This window comes from Amycolatopsis sp. NPDC005003 (assembly GCF_053600695.1).
Genome location: NZ_JBSGAI010000001.1, coordinates 361,798 through 378,286, shown reverse-complemented (window position 1 = coordinate 378,286; position 16,489 = coordinate 361,798). Strand labels below are relative to the sequence as shown.

General features: G+C 72.0%; 18 protein-coding genes. 9 read left to right on the top strand and 9 right to left on the bottom strand.

Annotated features, from left to right (window positions below):
* Positions 1 to 54 precede the first annotated feature (54 nt).
* The 3 genes from ACWED2_RS01875 to ACWED2_RS01865 all read right to left on the bottom strand — a co-directional run bounded on the left by ACWED2_RS01875 (position 55) and on the right by ACWED2_RS01865 (position 2,871).
* Positions 55 to 750: a family 16 glycoside hydrolase gene (locus tag ACWED2_RS01875; protein WP_449688524.1), complete on the bottom strand. Its 696-nt coding sequence runs from the start codon at positions 748 to 750 to the stop codon at positions 55 to 57.
* A gap of 76 nt (positions 751 to 826) precedes the next feature.
* Positions 827 to 2,290 (bottom strand): PH domain-containing protein, encoded by a 1,464-nt coding sequence (locus tag ACWED2_RS01870; protein ID WP_449688641.1) that lies wholly within the window; start codon positions 2,288 to 2,290, stop codon positions 827 to 829.
* A 71-nt stretch (positions 2,291 to 2,361) separates the two neighbouring features.
* Positions 2,362 to 2,871 carry a PH domain-containing protein gene (locus ACWED2_RS01865; protein WP_449688523.1) on the bottom strand — a complete coding sequence of 170 codons (510 nt, stop codon included), beginning with the start codon at positions 2,869 to 2,871 and terminating at the stop codon, positions 2,362 to 2,364.
* Between the two features lie 175 nt (positions 2,872 to 3,046).
* On the opposite strand from ACWED2_RS01865, the gene ACWED2_RS01860 reads away from it, so the two are divergent.
* Together ACWED2_RS01860 and ACWED2_RS01855 are read left to right on the top strand one after the other, a co-directional pair.
* Positions 3,047 to 3,967: a proteasome assembly chaperone family protein gene (locus tag ACWED2_RS01860; protein WP_449688522.1), complete on the top strand. Its 921-nt coding sequence runs from the start codon at positions 3,047 to 3,049 to the stop codon at positions 3,965 to 3,967.
* A complete protein-coding gene (locus ACWED2_RS01855; protein WP_449688521.1) occupies positions 3,964 to 4,695 on the top strand; it encodes a class I SAM-dependent methyltransferase in 732 nt (243 codons plus the stop codon). The genes ACWED2_RS01860 and ACWED2_RS01855 overlap by 4 nt, the downstream gene beginning before the upstream one ends.
* Here the strand turns inward: ACWED2_RS01855 and ACWED2_RS01850 are convergent, their stop codons facing one another.
* Both ACWED2_RS01850 and ACWED2_RS01845 read right to left on the bottom strand, forming a co-directional pair.
* Entirely contained in the window at positions 4,696 to 5,667 is a 972-nt protein-coding gene (locus ACWED2_RS01850) for an MCE family protein (RefSeq protein WP_449688520.1), read from the bottom strand.
* Positions 5,668 to 5,671: 4 nt separating this feature from the next.
* Complete coding sequence (locus ACWED2_RS01845; RefSeq protein ID WP_449688519.1) at positions 5,672 to 6,907, bottom strand: FAD-dependent monooxygenase; 1,236 nt, start codon at positions 6,905 to 6,907, stop codon at positions 5,672 to 5,674.
* A gap of 115 nt (positions 6,908 to 7,022) precedes the next feature.
* Between ACWED2_RS01845 and ACWED2_RS01840 the strand changes: the two genes are divergently transcribed.
* Positions 7,023 to 7,682 (top strand): TetR/AcrR family transcriptional regulator, encoded by a 660-nt coding sequence (locus ACWED2_RS01840; protein WP_449688518.1) that lies wholly within the window; start codon positions 7,023 to 7,025, stop codon positions 7,680 to 7,682.
* Here ACWED2_RS01840 and ACWED2_RS01835 read toward each other — a convergent pair.
* Positions 7,679 to 7,954, bottom strand: a complete 276-nt coding sequence (locus ACWED2_RS01835; protein ID WP_449688517.1) for a YggT family protein — start codon at positions 7,952 to 7,954, stop codon at positions 7,679 to 7,681. The genes ACWED2_RS01840 and ACWED2_RS01835 overlap by 4 nt on opposite strands.
* Before the next feature lie 123 nt (positions 7,955 to 8,077).
* Positions 8,078 to 9,238, bottom strand: a complete 1,161-nt coding sequence (locus ACWED2_RS01830; RefSeq protein ID WP_449688516.1) for a right-handed parallel beta-helix repeat-containing protein — start codon at positions 9,236 to 9,238, stop codon at positions 8,078 to 8,080.
* Between the two features lie 224 nt (positions 9,239 to 9,462).
* Here ACWED2_RS01830 and ACWED2_RS01825 point away from each other — a divergent pair, with 224 nt between their 5' ends.
* From ACWED2_RS01825 to ACWED2_RS01800, 6 genes are all read left to right on the top strand, one after another.
* Entirely contained in the window at positions 9,463 to 9,963 is a 501-nt protein-coding gene (locus tag ACWED2_RS01825) for a TetR/AcrR family transcriptional regulator (protein WP_449688515.1), read from the top strand.
* A gap of 13 nt (positions 9,964 to 9,976) precedes the next feature.
* Positions 9,977 to 10,327, top strand: coding sequence for a hypothetical protein (locus tag ACWED2_RS01820; protein ID WP_449688514.1), 351 nt, complete (start codon positions 9,977 to 9,979; stop codon positions 10,325 to 10,327).
* A gap of 13 nt (positions 10,328 to 10,340) precedes the next feature.
* On the top strand, positions 10,341 to 11,360 hold the full coding sequence (locus ACWED2_RS01815; RefSeq protein WP_449688513.1) for an alpha/beta hydrolase family protein: 1,020 nt from the start codon (positions 10,341 to 10,343) through the stop codon (positions 11,358 to 11,360).
* A gap of 385 nt (positions 11,361 to 11,745) precedes the next feature.
* Positions 11,746 to 11,952, top strand: coding sequence for a heavy-metal-associated domain-containing protein (locus tag ACWED2_RS01810; protein ID WP_449688512.1), 207 nt, complete (start codon positions 11,746 to 11,748; stop codon positions 11,950 to 11,952).
* A gap of 35 nt (positions 11,953 to 11,987) precedes the next feature.
* Positions 11,988 to 12,890, top strand: coding sequence for a hypothetical protein (locus ACWED2_RS01805; protein WP_449688511.1), 903 nt, complete (start codon positions 11,988 to 11,990; stop codon positions 12,888 to 12,890).
* Entirely contained in the window at positions 12,887 to 15,124 is a 2,238-nt protein-coding gene (locus ACWED2_RS01800; RefSeq protein ID WP_449688510.1) for a heavy metal translocating P-type ATPase, read from the top strand. The genes ACWED2_RS01805 and ACWED2_RS01800 overlap by 4 nt, the downstream gene beginning before the upstream one ends.
* A gap of 39 nt (positions 15,125 to 15,163) precedes the next feature.
* Here ACWED2_RS01800 and ACWED2_RS01795 read toward each other — a convergent pair whose 3' ends face one another.
* Complete coding sequence (locus tag ACWED2_RS01795) at positions 15,164 to 16,099, bottom strand: M56 family metallopeptidase (protein WP_449688509.1); 936 nt, start codon at positions 16,097 to 16,099, stop codon at positions 15,164 to 15,166.
* The gene (locus tag ACWED2_RS01790; protein ID WP_449688508.1) at positions 16,096 to 16,458 is read right to left on the bottom strand and encodes a BlaI/MecI/CopY family transcriptional regulator; all 363 of its coding nucleotides are present in this window, start codon (positions 16,456 to 16,458) and stop codon (positions 16,096 to 16,098) included. The genes ACWED2_RS01795 and ACWED2_RS01790 overlap by 4 nt, the downstream gene beginning before the upstream one ends.
* Positions 16,459 to 16,489: the final 31 nt, after the last annotated feature.

The window sequence follows — 16,489 nt, the reverse complement described above, 5'->3', positions numbered from 1 at the left end:
CCAGCATTCCCGGCGGCGGCTCACCTTTCGGGAAAGCCGCCGCCGGAACCGGCGTCACATCGTGAGGAACTCGCCCGGTTTCGTCACCACGGGTGACTCGACGTAGAGGCCGCGGTACTCGTCCTGGATCCCGGAGTTGTGCACCTGCAGCGCCAGCGGCCCGACGCGCCCGGCGGTCTTGTCGGTGAACCGCAGCACTTCGACGCCCTTGCAGGTGATCGCCGTGCCGGTGAGCGGGCAGCACGCCATCCGCGCGACACCGGTGGCGGCGTCGCCGATCAGCTCGCACTGGGCCCACTTCTTGATGTCGATGGTCGTGTGCGACAGCTGCTGGAACAGTTTCCCGCCGCCGTTGTTGTGCCCCGGCCGGTAGTCCCAGTGCCCGCCGTTCGGCGGCTGGAACTGGATGGCGCTCAGCGCGTCGCGGATCGGGTCGGTGGTGCCCCAGATCAGCACGGTCGGTTTGTGGTTGCCCTTGACCTGCCGGACATTGAATATCCACCGAAACGTGCCGACCTGCTGTTTGTTGTAGTACAACCAGCCGCGCGCGGTGCCATTGCCGTGGATGACGCCGTTTTTCGCCGACCAGAGCCCCGCTTTCGACGACGTCCACGGGCCGAGGTCCGTGCCGTCGAACATCGGGACCAGATTCGGGTCGCCGTAGGGGTTTTCCGCGGCGGCCGCGACCGGCGCGAACGCCGACGTCACGACGACCGCCGCGGCCAGCACGCCGAAGAGTTTCCGGAACATCCTGCCGTCCTCTCGTCGAATGCGGATCGAGGGTTCGGACGGCGGATTTCACGTTAGGAGCGGCGCGGGTGGGACGTCAACCGCGGTCCCGGTCACCGGTGAGGAACGGCGTCAGCAGACCGGGGAGCGCCCGGTCGGCGAGTGCCAGCCCGTCGGCCTCGCCGACGTCGAGCACCCGGTACTTGCCCTTGCCCGCGGCGACCGGCGCGATCAGCGTGACCAGCCCGGCCCGGCGCTGGAAGTACGAGCGCTCGACGACGATCCCGGTCATCCCGTCGCAGCGGACGGCCGCCGTGCCGCGGTCCAGCGACCCCGACCGCGTCACCAGGTAGCGGCCGGTGAGCGCGTGGCCGAGGCCGCGGTAGCGGTCCCAGCCGACGACCGCGGCGAACGGCACCAGCACGAGCGCGACCTGCCACGGCCAGTCCGGCAGCGCGCCGAGCCACGCCAGTCCGTAGAGCGCCGCGGCGAGCAACAGCACGCCGAGGACGGCCCGGGTCAGCCGCCGGTGCAGCGCCCGGCGCGGGTGCCGCACCAGCGGCGTCGCGGCCGGGTCTTCGCCCAGCACGTCGGCGACGACTTCGTGCGCGCGCGCCAGCGGCGCCGGCGGCAGCAGCAGGCCGCCGCCCTTGTCGGCGCTCTTGCCCTCCCGCAAGCCGGCGGCGATGGCGACGCAGCGGGCGCCCCCGGCCAGCCGCAGCGGCAGCGGCTCGCGGATTTCGGCGCCGCGCAGCCGGTCCTCCTCGATCGACACCGACCGCGTGGTGATCAGCCCGCGCCGGATGTGCAGCGTGCCGGCGGGCTCGCGGGTGAGCCGGAAGTTCCAGAACGACAGCACGTACCCGCCGACCGACAGCAGCGCGACGAGCACCAGCAGCCCGACGGCGGCGAGCACCAGGCTCACCCACACCGGGGTGTCGGCGAAGTGCCCGACGACGGCCTGGACCAGCGAGAACTGGATCGGGTCGAAGTGCAGCTCGTGCGCGAAGTGGTAGACGGTGCCGACCGCCGCGCCGACCACGGCCAGCCCGGACAGCGTGAAGGGCGCGTACCGCAGCCACCGCTTGTCGACCGCGGCGATCAGCTGCTCCGGCGGGGCGGCGGCGGTTTGCTCGGAGACGGTCTCGGCCTTGCGGTGCAGCAGGAGCGTCCGCAGCCGTTGAGCCTCGGCGATGGTGACGGCGTCGAGGACGAGCTCGTCCTTGCCCGGCCCCTTCCCGTGCGAGTGCCGCCCGGTGCCGATCCGCGCGGCGGCCAGCGAGAACAGCCGGTGCTTGGGCTCGGAGGTGACGTCGACCGTCCGGATCCGGTCGCGCGGGACGGCCCGGTGCTTGCGCTGCAGCAGCCCGGTGCGCCACTCGACCTGCGTCTCGGTGATCCGGTAGCGCGAGGTCAGCACGTGCGAGACACCGGTGAACACGGCGATCGCGGTGAACACGAGGCCGATCCACTGCCACGGCTCGCCGTGGCCGAACAGCAGCGCGCCCAGCAGCACCGGCAGCGACTTCACCAGGTCCAGCACCGGCCGGATGAGCAGCATGCGCCGGTCGAGGTGGTGCCACGGCGCGTCCTGCGTGCCCTCGGCGGGCGGGGTCACGACAGCTTCGGTCGTCACGTCGCGTCCCCTCGCACGGCCTGGGTCGTCTTCGTGAGCTCGTCGGCCAGCTCCAGCGCGCGGTCGTGCGCCAGACCCGCGATGCGCAGCGGGCCCGCCGCGGACGCCGTCGTCACGGTGATCTTCGCCAGCCCGAACAGCTGCTCGAAGGGGTCGCGCTCGATGTCGACGGTCTGGATCCGCGAGACCGGCGCGATCCGCCACTCCTGCTTCAGCCAGCCGGACTGCGTGTAGACGGCCTCGTCGGTGACCTCCCAGCGGTGCACGCGGTAACGCCACTGCGGCATCACGATCAGGTGCAGCGGGCCGAGCACGCAGGAGAGCACCAGCGTCACGGTCAGGAACGACGGTGCGTCGTCGCTGGTCACCACGATGAGCGTCTGCACGCCGATCAGGATGATCCACAGGATCGAGGCGGTCACCGTCCAGTAGCCGATGGCCCGGCGGCTGACCCGGTGCGCCGGCGGCCGCAGCCGAAGCGCCGTGTTCGTGGTGTGTTCGCTCACCGCTCAAGCGTGCCCGATCGGGGCCTTGCGCGCCCACGACATGTGTCACGATGCCGATCCGATCCGGTTCAGGTCGCTTGCCGTTACGATCAGCAACACCGTCGGCGGAATGGAATCCCACTCGGGGTGTGTTGTGCTTGACGGATAGCCATGTGAAGAGCAGCAGGAGGACCCGGTGGGATTCGATCCCGACGACCTGTACGAGGTGGACTCGGACGTCCCCGACCTGACCGGGGCGGTGCTGCTGCACCACTTCGAAGGTTTCATGGACGCCGGTTCGGCGGGCCGGCTGCTGGCGGAACACCTGCTGGGCGGCGAGCACCGGGTGATCGCCCGCTTCGACGTCGACCGGCTCATCGACTACCGCTCGCGGCGGCCGACGATGACCTTCGCCGTCGACCACTGGGAGGACTACGACGCCCCCGAGCTGGTGGTGCACCTGCTGCACGACGCCGACGGCACGCCGTTCCTGCTGCTGTCCGGCCCGGAGCCGGACCACGACTGGGAGCGGTTCAGCGCCGCGGTCCGCAACCTGGTCGAGCGCTGGGGCGTCCGGCTGACGGCCGGCTTCCACGGCATCCCGATGGGCGCGCCGCACACCCGCCCGCTCGGCGTCACCGCGCACGCGACCCGCAAGGACCTGGTCGGCGCCAACCAGCCGCTGCCGAACCGGCTGCAGGTGCCGGGCAGCCTCGCGGCGCTGCTGGAGTACCGCCTCGGCGAGTGGGGCCACGACGCGATGGGCTTCGCGGCGCACGTGCCGCACTACCTGGCGCAGTCGACGTACCCGGCGGCGTCGCTGATCGTGCTGGACGCGCTGAGCCGGGCGACCGGCCTGAGCCTGCCCGAGGGCGAGCTGCGCGCGGCGGCGGACCTGGCCGACGCGGAGATCAACCGCCAGGTCGCGGAGTCCGACGAGATCGCCGACGTCGTCCGCGCACTGGAGCGGCAGTACGACACGTTCATCGAGGCGTCCGACCGCGGCAGCCTCCTGGCGGAGTCGGTGGAGCACATGCCGACGGCGGAGGAGCTCGGCAACCAGTTCGAGCGGTTCCTGGCGGAGCAGAACGGCGGCGACGGCACCGAGCGCGGATGACGCGCTACGACGAGATCGGCGTCGGCTACGCGCTGGGGCGGCGGACCGACCCGCGCTGGCTGGCACCGTTGCTGTCCGCGCTGGGTCCCGCGGCTTCGGTGCTGGACGTCGGCTCCGGCACGGGGTCGTACGAGCCGCCCTCGCGGAGGGTGGTGGCGGTCGAGCCGTCGGCGGAGATGATCCGGCAACGTTCGCCCGAGGCCGCGCCGGTCGTGCGGGCGGTGGCGGAGGCGCTGCCGTTCGCTTCCGGCACGTTCGACGCGGCGCTGGCGGTGCTGACGGTGCACCACTGGCCCGACTGGCGCGCCGGCCTTGCGGAGCTGCGCCGGGTGGCGTCCCGCCAGGTGGTGCTGGCGTACGACACGGCTCGGCACAGTGACTTCTGGTTCGTGCGGGAGTACGTCCCGGAGGTGGCCGCCCTGGAGCGGTCGCGGCCTTCGGCACCGGAGATCGCGGAGTACCTCGGGGCGGCTTCGGTGGTTCCGCTGCCGGTGCCGTGGGACTTCACGGACGGAGTGTTCCCGGCGTACTGGCGCCGCCCGGAGGCCTACCTCGACCCGGCGGTCCGGCGCTCGTGTTCGGCACTGGCCCAGACCTCGCCGGCGGCGGTCACCCGTGGGATCGACCGGCTACGGGCGGACCTGGAGTCGGGTCGCTGGCACGCGGACCACGCGGAGCTGCTGGACCTCCCGGAGTGGGACGCGGGGTTCCGGCTGATCGTCGCTTAGCTAGCCGTGGCAGCCTTCTTCGTTCAGCGGCCCGAACGAAGGCAGCACCAGCCCGCACAGGTACCCGTCGATCCACCGCCCGTTCCCGGCGAGATTCGTCCCCAGCCGCACGAACGGCGCGAACCCCCGGATCCCCGCCGCCAGCGCGTCCTGGTTGCGCTGCAGCATCGAGGTCAGCTGATCCAGCTGGGAGAGCAACGGCTCGACGCGGGACTCGCCGATCAGCCCGGACAGCTCCGAGGACAACCGCCGGGAGCCGTCGAGCAGGGTGCTGATCGCCGCCTCGCGGCTGCTCACCGAGGCGAGCAGCTCGTTGCCGTCGTCGAGGAGCCGGCGCACCGCCGCGTCGCGGTCGACCAGCGTCTGCGAAACCACGCGCGTGTTGCCCAGCAACGCAGCGAGCTGGTTGTCGCGCGAAGCGAGCGAGTCCGACAGCCGCGAGAGACCGGTGAGCGCGGCTCGCACACTCTGCGGTGTGTTCGCCAGCGTCGCCGACAGCGTGTCGAAGCTCTTCGCCAGCCGCGTGACGTCGATTCCGTCCACTGTGGACGAAAGTTCGCCGAACGCCGCGAGGATGTCGTACGGCACCGTCGTGCGGGAGCGCGGGATGGGCCGGTCCGGGTCGAGCGCGCCCTCGCCCTGCGGGTCGAGGGCGAGGTACTTCTGGCCCAGCACCGTCTTCAGCCGGATCGCCGCGCCCGTCGCGTCGCCCAGCCAGGCCCCCCTCGCCTTGAACGAAACCAGCACGTGGTCGCCGCGCAGCCGGACGTCCGACACGCGGCCGACCTCGACGCCGGCGATGCGGACGTCGTTGCCGGCGCTCAGCCCGGCCGCTTCGGTGAACTCGGCCGAGTACGTCGTCCCGTCGCCGATGATCGGCAGGGAACGGACGTTCAGCGCCGTGATCACCCCGAGCGCCAGCACGGTCAGGCCGGCGAGCGCGGTCCGGACCGGAGCCCGAGGCGTTGACATGGCGTCAAGAGTGACCCCGCTCACGCCGGACCGCCAGCCGGGTCCCCCGATGAGAGGAATCGAGCGCGGGATAGGCACGGTATTCCAGCGCGTTGGCCGCCCGGTCCGTCATCCAGATGAAAATGCTGCCGAACAGCCGCGTGCTCAGCATCCGGTAGCCGCGGTTGCGGCTGCGGATCTTCGCGGCCGTGCGCGGGGCGAGGAAGTTGCCGGAACCCTTGCCGTTCTTCTGCCCCATCGCGGCCGGCTTGCGCAGCCGCTGCTCGTACTTCGCGAACGCCGTCGCGTGGTCGTCGCCGGCCGCCGCGAGTTCGCCGGCCAGCACCTGGGCGCCCATCATCGCGAGCCCGGTGCCGGACCCGCCCGGTCCGGCGCACCAGGCGGCGTCGCCGAGCAGCACGACGCGGCCCTTCGACCAGCGGTCGAGGTGGATCTGGCTGATCGAATCGACGTACAGGTCATCGGCCGCGGGGAGCGCCTCGAGCAGCTTCGCCGTCTCCCAGCCGGTGTCCGCGAACAGCTGCGCGATCAGGGCGCGCTGTTCCTCCGGCGTGCGGCGGTGGAATTCGACGCCGTCGGCGGCGAAGACCAGGCCGACGTGCAGCTTGTCCGGCAGCCGGTGGCTGCCCACCATCAGGCCGCGGCCGGGCTCGTTGTACATGATGCTGGTGTGGTCGAGCCCGAGGTGGTTGGGCGCGGTGTAGCCGGCGATGCCGAAGCCGAGGTCGCGGCGGAAGTCCCGCTCCGGCCCGAAGGCGGCGGCCCGCACGCCGGAGTGCACGCCGTCGGCGCCGACGACCAGGTCGAACTTGCGCGGTGCGCCGTGCCGGAAGGTGACTTCGACGCCGTCCGCGGTCTCGGTGAGGCTCGTGACGCGGTCACCGAAGACGTATTCGGTGTGCTCCGCGGTGTTTTCGTAGAGGATCCGCGCGAGGTCGCCGCGCAGGATCTCGACCTCGCCGCTCCACGCGGCGCCGGGCACGGTCAGCGCGGGGCGGCCGTCGAGGCCGAGCACGGTCTGGTCGCCCATCGCCGTCTCGTGACGGCGGATTTCGTCGAGCACGCCCATCGCGTCCAGCAGTTTCACCTGCTCGCCGCGGAAATCGACGGCCTGGCCGCCGGGCCGCGGCGCGGGCGCGGACTCGACGACGGTCACGCGGTGGCCGGCGCGGTGCAGCCAGTGTGCGGCGGACGGGCCGGCGATGCCTGCCCCGGAAACGAGCACGGTCTTGCTGGTCATCGAAGGGTTCCTCTCGGGTCGGTGGTCTCCGACGCCGAGACTGCGGGCGACCGCTTACCGTTTTCGCACGGTCCGCTGACGGCTCGGCCAGTGCGGCGCAGTTGCAGTCGCTAACATGGCCCGGGTGGACCGCGCCACCGACGGCCGGATCCAGGAGGACGGCGAGGGCATCGTCGAGGCACGCATCCTGGATGCCGCTGCACACCTGATCGCCGAAGAGGGCTTCGGCAGGCTGAAGATCGGTGGCGTCTGCGCCCGCTCCGGCTACGCGCGGTCGGTGGTCTTCCAGCACTTCGGCGACAAGGACGGGCTCGGGCGGCGGCTCGTCGAGCACGCCGTCGAGGCGTTCACCGACGCCTACAGCGAAGCCGTCGCGGCCCGCACCGGGTCGGCGAACGCGACGCCGATGGACATGTTGCGCGCGCTGCTGGACATCATCTTCGAGCTGATCCGCACGATGCCGACGCTCAACCAGGCGTTCCTGGCCCTGTGGGGCGACGCGGCGGCGGAGTACTCGGCCCTGCGCGGCGCGCTGACGGAGGCCGATCGCCGGTTCCGGTTCGCCATCGCGCAAACCGTGGCCAGCGGGGTCGCGGACGGGTCCATCACCGGTGTCCGCGACCCCGATTCGTACGCTTCGGCGCTGCTGGCCCAGCTGCGGGGGATTTCGATGCAGGCCCTGATCGACCCCGACGGCGTCGACCTGCGCGGGCTTCGCGCCGAGCTCGAGCGCGGCGTCGACCGGCTCTCCGCGGGTTTCCGCGGCACGCTTTAGAGGGCGTACACGATTCCCCGCAGCACGATCACGCCGATGAAGACCAGCGTGAACGCCAGATCGAGCGAGAGCCCGCCGATCCGCACCGGCCGCACGACCCGCCGGACGGGCCCGATCACCGGCTCGGTCGCGGCGTAGGCCAGCCCGCGGGCGCGCCGCGCCCACGGCGGGGTGTTCGCCACGACCGCGACCCAGTCCAGCACCATCCGCGCGATCAGTACGAGCAGGTACAGGCTCAGCAAGAAGCCGAGCAACGTCCCTAGTGCACCCATGGTCCCTCCGTTTCCGCTACCCGGAGAACGCGCGGGCGGCGCGGGGAGTGCCAGTTCTGTCCGGTTCACAGCATTTCAACAGGATCGGGTGACGACAGTCACCGCGCGTAGCCGGCTCGGAGGTCAGCCGAAGGTGACCACCAGCCGGCCGTCGGAGGCGAACGACCACTTCATCGTGCCGGCGTACGACGAGCAGCGCGATCCGTTCTTGCCGGTCCAGAACTGGTCCGAGCTGTCGACGTTGCCGACGGTCTTGTCGTTCGAGCCGCCACCGGCGAAGCGGCACGACGTGTCGTTGCGGAACACCGAAGTCCCGGTGTCGAAGGAGAAGTTGCGTTCGGCGTTGTCGATCGAGACGTTGTCCGAAACGGACATCGAGCCGGGGTTGCTGTTGTAGGTGAACCCGTGGTGGCCGTTGCGGTAGGCGATGTCGCGCCGGACGACGTGGTTGACCGCGATCTTGTCGCCGCCGAGCTTGTAGCCGTTGCGGTCGCCGTTCTTGTTGACCGTGCCGTTGCTGAGGGTGCCGTTGGCGTAGGCGAGGGAGTCCTCGATGGTCACCGGCCCGATGGGACCGGTGTCGGTCTTGGTGTAGAGGTCCCAGCCGTCGTCGATGTTGTGGTGGGAGACGTCGTAGCGGAAGACGTTCCCGGGGCCGGCGGTGAGCTTCGCGGCGAACCCGTCGGCGTCTTCGCCGTCGGAGTCGGCGTTGTCGTGGGATTCGGAGCTCACGACGAGGTTGTTCGACGGCCACTGGTCCTTCGGCGTGCTCGAGGCGATCCGGGAGATCTGCAGCCCGGAATCGCGGTTGAACCGGGTCACCACGCGCTCGATGACGTTGTTGCTCCCACCGACGAAGATCCCGTTGTCTCCCGCCCGCTCGACGACGATGCCGGCCACGCGCCAGTAGGAGCCGTTGACGGCGAGCCCGCGGTTGGCCGGGTCTTCCTGCATGGCCGAGAAGTTCAGCACGGGTGTCTCGCCGGGGTAGGCGGACAGCGTCTTGCGCGCGCCGGAGCTGCCGCTGTTGCCGGGCGCGATGGTGACGGTCTGTGCGTAGGAGTAGGTGCCGCCGCGCAGCGAAATGGTTCCCCCGGAACCGATCCGCGTGAGCGCGGCCGGCAGGGTGGTCGGATCCGCCTGCGTGCCGGCGGCGGAGTCCTTCCCGTTGGGCGCCACGTACAGGGTGGTGGCCGCGGCGGCGGACGGCGGCGCGAGCGCGGCCACCGTGACCAGTGCGGCAGCTGCGGTAAGCGCTTTCTTGATGCTGGCGGACGAAGTCATGCGCGCCTCCTTGCGGGCAAGAACGTGCCGAAGCCGGATCCGAGAGCGCTCCCAGTCGGGGCGGGATCTCCGGTGAGCCGACGGTAGCACCGGGTGGCGGCGGCCCGAGTGGGCCAAGCGGGTCGTCTGCACTGAAAACGCTTTCAGTAGCTCCGGGCCGGTGGCGGAAAGTTGAGGAACGATCGTTCTTGACTGATCGTTCCTCAAAGCGCTACGGTCAGGGCATGGGAAGGTCGCGGGGGTTCGACGAGGACGAGGTGGTGCGCGCCGCCGTGGAGTTGTTCGGTGGCCGCGCGTACGACGGGGTGTCCGTCGACGACCTCGTCACCCACCTCGGCGTGCACCGCAACAGCCTGTACAAGACGTTCGGCAGCAAGCGCGGCCTCTACCTGGTCGCCTTGCGCCGCCATCTCGCCGACGACGTCCGTCCCCTGTGTGACGCGCTCGCCGGGGCGCCGGACGCCGCGACCGCGCTGCGGCTCGTCACGTCCGCCGACCTCGGCCTGCTGTTGCTCGCGGCGGTCGAACGGGCACCGGCCGACGAGGAGGTGGCCGCCGAAGTGGCGGCCGCGTTGCTCGCCGTCGACCAGGCGATCGCCGGCGCGCTCGCCGTTCCCGCCGACCTGGCCGCCGCCCTCACGGCCACCGCACTGGGCATCCTCCTGCGCGGCAACCCCGAGGGTGCCGCCGCCGCGCTGTCCCAACGCCTGGATCCTCTTGACTGACAAGGAAAACGACATGGCACTGGTCCACATCGACGGCGACACCCTCGTCGTCGAGATCAAGGGTCTCGACAAGCTCTGGGCCTTCAAGAGCAGCCTGACCATCCCGCTGGCCAACGTCCGCGGCGCCACCGCCGATCCCGGCATCGCCGCCGATCCCAAGGGAATCCGCGCGCCGGGTGCCCACGTGCCCGGCCTGATCACGGCCGGCACGTTCCACCTCGACGGGGAAAAGGTCTTCTGGGACGTCAAAGACCCGTCGAAGGCCGTCGTGATCGAACTCGCCGACGAGCGCTACACCCGCCTGGTCCTCCAAGTCGACGACCCACGCGAGACCGTCACGCTGGTCGAGAACGCGCTGCGCTGACCGAGGCCACCCGATGTTCTCCCACCTCACCGCGGCCGCGCTGTCGCTGGCCGTCGCGACCACCACCCCGGCTCCCGGTCTCGTGCCCGCCGCCGACCGCGAAGTCGTCTTCACCGTCGACGGGACGCCGACGTACGGCACCCTGCACGTGCCCGCACACCCCGCCGGGCAACGGTTGCGCGCCGCACTGCTGCTGCCCGGCAGCGGGCCCACCGACCGCGACGGCAACCAGCCACCGCACGCGGCTCCGGACACCCTGGCGCAGGTGGCCGCCGCGCTCGGCACCGATCGGGTCGCGACGCTGCGGTTCGACAAGTACGGCACCGGCCGCACCGGGCTCGGCGCCTACCGCGACCACCCCGAAGCACTCGACTACCCGGCGTTCGTCCGCCAGGCGGCGGCTGGCTACGAATGGTTGCGCGACCAGCCGGAGACCGACCCGCGCGCGCTGATGGTCGCCGGGCACAGCGAGGGCGCGATGACGGCGCTGCTGCTCGGCGGCGCCGTCCACCCGCGCCCGGCCGGCCTGGCGCTGTTGCAGCCGCAGGCGATCCGCCTGCTGGACCTGGTCGCGCTGCAACTGCACGCCCAGACCGCCGAGGCGGTCCGGCAGGGGCAGCTCACCCTGGAGCAGCAGCACGCGATCGACGCGGCGATCGACGACGCCGTCACCGCCCTGCGTGAACACCGGCCGGTCGACACCACCGGCCTGCCGTCCGCCGTCGCCCAGCTCTTCGCGGCTTTCCAGGGACCGAGCGCCCGGTTCGTGGACAGCGACGACGCCGTCTACCCGCCGGCGACCGCGGCGGCGCTGCGGCCGGGGACGAGGGTGCTGCTGACCTGCGGCACGAACGACGCCCAAGTCCCGTGCGCCACCACGGACGCCCTGGCCGCCGCCCTGCGCCGCGCGCACACCGGCGGGCCGGGCCGGGTGCCGCTGCCGGGAGTGGACCACCTGCTGCACGACGCCGGCCACTCGGATGTGCTCGCTCCGGCGGTGCTCGACGCCTTGCACCGGTTCGCGGCGCGGTGAGGTCGCCGGCGGCCTGCTGGGCGTACTTCTTTCGCCATCGGAAGACACCTTCAAGGCGGTGACCGCCGACGGTGCGGCGGCCGGTCGGTTCCCAGGCCGGCGGCCACCGCACCCACAGCGGTTCGAGTCCATGCGCAAGAGACCCGTCCGTTGTCGCGACGGCAGACGCTGTCGCGTCGCGCGAAGACCCCGTGCAAGGTGCCGCGCGCACCCACCAAGCTACTAGATGGCTTAGTAGTCTCGCTGTGAGGGCCGGTGGTCCTGCCGACGTGTTGCCTACCCTACCCCCCTAGGGTATAAAGGAGTCACGAGTGGGACGGCCTTCGGCGCCGGCGAAGAGGGGCTGCCTGAAGCGTCCGTTCCCGAAGAACCGAAGGGGAAGAACATGACCGAGCAGACCTACACCGTGACCGGCATGACCTGCGAGCACTGCGTGCGCTCGGTCACCGAGGAGATCGGCGAGCTCGACGGCGTCACCGGCGTCGTCGTGGACCTGCCGACCGGGAAGGTGACCGTGACCAGCAGCCAGGACCTCGACGTCGCGGACGTGCGCGGCGCCGTCAAGGAAGCCGGGTACGAGCTGACCGCCTGAACCGCGGTCGCTCCTCGATCTGCGAGGACACGGAAATGAACACAGCAGCGAAGCTCTCCGCCTACGGTGCGGCGCTCGCCCTGGTCGCCGGTGGCGCCTGGGCGACCGGCACCGCTGTCGGTCCCTTCTCCAGCGCGGCTGGGGTGCCCGGTGGCGAGGACGCCGGGCACGGGGACGCCCACAGCGGCACCGTCGCGGAGGCCGCGAACACCCACGAGCCCGGCGGGCTCGCGTCGTCCAGGGGCGGCTACACCCTCACGCCCACCAGCACGACGCTCACTCCCGGGACGAAGACCCCCTTCACCTTCCGCATCACCGGCCCGGACGGGCGCGCGGTGACCGAGTTCGACGTCGAGCACGAGAAGCGGCTGCACCTCATCGTCGTCCGGCGGGACACCGCCGGGTTCCAGCACGTGCACCCCGAGCTCGCGGCCGACGGCACGTGGAGCGTGCCCCTGTCCGTCGCGGACGCCGGCAGCTACCGCGCGTTCGCCGACTTCAAGCCGGCCGAGGGGGAGGCCACGACGCTGGGCGTCGACCTCGTGGCGCCGGGCGACTTCCGGCCCGTGGACCACGCGCCGTCGAAGACGTCCACTGTGGACGGATACCGGGTCCGGCTCGACGGCGACCTGGTGCCCGGCAGCACGTCGAAGGTCACCGTCACGGTGACCAAGGACGGTAGGCCCGTCACCGACCTGCAGCCCTACCTCGGCGCGTACGGCCACCTCGTGGCGCTGCGCGGCGGCGACCTCGCCTACCTGCACGTCCACCCGGACGGCGAACCCGGCGACGGCAAGACTCCCGCGGGGCCCGCGGTGACGTTCCACGCCGAAGTCCCCTCGGCCGGCACCTACCGGCTGTTCCTGGACTTCCAGCACGCCGGGCAGGTCCGCACGGCCGAGTTCACCGTCGACACGCGAGCGGGGGCCGGGGCATGAGCACCGAAGTGGCGACCGGCGAGGTCGAGCTGGCCATCACCGGGATGACGTGCGCGTCGTGCGCGATGCGGATCGAGCGGAAGCTGAACAAGCTGGACGGCGTGACCGCGACGGTCAACTACGCCACCGAGAAGGCGAAGGTCGTCTACTCTGGCGACGTCGAGCCGCGGCGGCTGGTGGAGCAGGTCGAGGCCGCGGGCTACGGCGCCACGCTGCCCACCCCGAAGACGGAGACGCCCGACGTCGGCGAGGAAGAGGATCCGACCCGCGCGCTGCGGCACCGGCTGGTCGTGTCGGCGTTGCTGTCGCTGCCCGTCGTGCTGCTGGCGATGGTTCCGGCGCTGCAGTTCACCTACTGGCAGTGGATCTCGCTGGCGCTGGCCGCGCCGGTGCTGGTGTGGGGCGCGTGGCCGTTCCACCGCGCCGCGTGGGCGAACCTGCGGCACGGCGCGGCGACGATGGACACGCTGATCTCGCTCGGAACGCTGGCCGCGTTCCTCTGGTCGCTGTACGCGCTGCTGTGGGGCAGCGCCGGCATGCCGGGCATGAAGCACCCGTTCGAGCTGACCATCGAGCGGATGGCCGGCGACGGCAACATCTACCTCGAGGTCGCGGCCGGCGTCACGACGTTCATCCTGGCCGGCCGCTACTTCGAGGCGCGCTCCAAGCGCCGCGCCGGCGCCGCCCTGCGGGCGCTGCTCGAGCTGGGCGCGAAGGACGTCGCCGTCCTGCGGGACGGCCGCGAGGAGCGCATCCCGGTCGACCGGCTGCAGGCCGGGGACCGGTTCGTCGTGCGGCCCGGCGAGAAGATCGCCACCGACGGCGTGATCGAGGACGGCAGCTCGGCGGTCGACGCCGGCATGCTCACCGGCGAAAGCGTGCCGGTCGAGGTCGGTCCCGGCGACTCCGTGGTCGGCGCGACCGTCAACGCGGGTGGCCGCCTGGTCGTGCGGGCGACCCGGATCGGGGCGGACACGCAGCTCGCGCAGATGGCGAAGCTGGTGGAGGACGCGCAGACCGGGAAAGCCCAGGTCCAGCGGCTCGCCGACCGCGTGTCGGCGGTGTTCGTCCCGATCGTGATCGCGCTCGCCGCGGGCACGCTGGCCTTCTGGCTCGGCGCGGGCGGCACGGCGTCGGCGGCCTTCACCGCCGCGGTGGCCGTGCTGATCATCGCCTGCCCCTGCGCACTCGGGCTGGCCACGCCGACCGCGTTGCTGGTCGGCACCGGGCGCGGTGCGCAGCTGGGCATCCTGATCAAGGGCCCGGAGGTGCTGGAGTCGACCCGCCGGGTGGACACCGTGGTGCTGGACAAGACCGGCACCGTCACCACCGGTCAGATGGCGCTGGTCGAGGTCCACACCGCGGACGGCGTCGAGGCGGACGAGGTGCTGCGGCTGGCCGGGGCGGTCGAGAACGCCTCCGAGCACCCGATCGCCCAGGCGATCGCCCGCGGCGCCCGGGACAAGGTCGGCGACCTGCCCGGCGTCGAAGGCTTCACGAACCTCGAAGGGCTCGGTGTCCAGGGCGTCGTGGACGGCGCGGCGGTGCTCGTCGGCCGGACGGCGCTGCTGGCGCAGTGGAGCCTGCACCTGCCTGACGAGCTGGCCTCGGTCAAGGCCGAAGCCGAGCGGCTCGGCCGGACGGTGGTCGCGGTCGGCTGGGACGGGCAGGCCCGCGCGGTGCTGGTGGTGGCGGACACGGTGAAGCCGACGTCGGCCGAGGCGATCGCGAAGCTGCGGGCGCTCGGGCTGACCCCGGTGCTGCTGACCGGGGACAACGAGGCGGTGGCGAAGGCGGTGGCCGCCGAGGTCGGGATCGAGCGGGTGGTCGCCGAGGTGCTGCCGAAGGACAAGGTCGACGTCGTCCGGCGGCTGCAGGAGGGAGGCAAGGTCGTGGCGATGGCCGGGGACGGCGTCAACGACGCCGCCGCGCTGGCCCAGGCGGACCTGGGCCTGGCGATGGGCACCGGCACGGACGTGGCGATCGAGGCCGCCGACCTGACGCTGGTGCGCGGCGACCTGCGGGCGGCGGTGGACGCGATCCGCCTGTCGCGGCGGACGCTGCGGACGATCAAGGGCAACCTGTTCTGGGCGTTCGCCTACAACGTCGCGGCGTTGCCGCTGGCCGCGGCCGGCCTGCTGAACCCGATGATCGCGGGCGCGGCGATGGCGTTCAGTTCGGTGTTCGTGGTCGCCAACAGCCTCCGCCTGCGCGGCTTCCGCGCGGCGAGCTGACTGTTCCCGTGCGGGCCGCCCACGTGCGGTGGGCGGCCCTCACGGGCAGGAGATGAGGCTGGTCGCGATCACCAGTGCCACCGCGACCGCGGCGGGCGCGACCAGCGCGGCGAACCCGCCCGCGATACCCGCCGCCCGGGTCGCGAGGCGCGGGCCGGTGTGGACGGTGAGCCGCTGCAGCCGGATTGCCGTGTCGCCGCCCGCCATGGCCAGCGATCGGCGGGGGCCTTCGACCGCGCGGATCGACAGCAACGCCGACCGCAGGGGTTCGGCGCCGCACTGCGTTGCCGCTGCCTGGTCGGCTGCCAGTTCGACCAGCAGCTGGACCGCGCCGGGCAGCTCGCGCAGCAGCGGGACGAACCCCAGCGTGCGGCCCAGGACGTCCGCCACCGCGGTGAGCAGGTGGTGCCGGCTGCGGACGTGGGCGCGTTCGTGGGCCAGGACCGCGTGCAGCTCCCGGTCCGACAGCCGGTCCTTCAACCCCGTGCTGGCGACGATCAGGGCCCGGCGGCCGCCGAGGCTGTAGGCGACCGGCTCGTCCTGCGGCAGCCAGAGGGTCGGCAGCCGCCGGCCGTCGGCCGAGCCGGACAGCTGCAGTGCCACCAGGTGGCGGCGGTGCAGGACGTTGCGACGCCGGCGGCGGCCGGCCGAAGCCAGCGCGAGCCGGGTGGCCGCGGCCAGCACGACGAGGGCCGCCACGCCCCCGGCTATCGGGTCCAGGGCGGGCAGATCGCCGTGCCCGACCGCGGCCCAGCAGTCGTGCAGCACGGCCAGGACGGCAGCAGCCGGGCCGTGTCCGGGCAGCACCAGCAAAAGCACGCCGGCGATGGTTCCGGCGATGAGCCCGGCCGCGGTCAGCAACCACCAGGCGAGGGCCGTACCGGGGCCCACCAAGGCGGAGAGCCTGCTCAGCGGCCGCGGTGACCACCAGCCGACCACGAGGACCCCGAGCAGGAGCGCCGCCGCGGTGATCACCGCTTGCGCGGCTTCCGGCGCAGCGCCTTGCGGAGGAACTCCGACTCCTCCTCCGATGCCGACCGCACGAAGTGCAGCAGCACCGACTCCCGGTCACCACCGGCGTCGAGCAGCTCGCGCAGCGTCTGCGCGGTGGCCTCTTCACGGGAGGTGACCGCGGTGTAGTGGTAGGCGCGGTTCGCCATCTCCCGGACGACCCAGCCCTTGCGGTGCAGGTTGTCCAGCACCGTCATCACGGTCGTGTAGGCCAGGTCGCGGTGCTGGTTGAGTTCGTCGAGCACCTCGCGGACCCGCATCGGTTCCGTCGCGCTCCAGAGCACGTCCATGACCGACGCCTCGAGCTCACCCAACTTCAGCATGGCACCTCCGCGCCGAAGAATACCGTTGCCG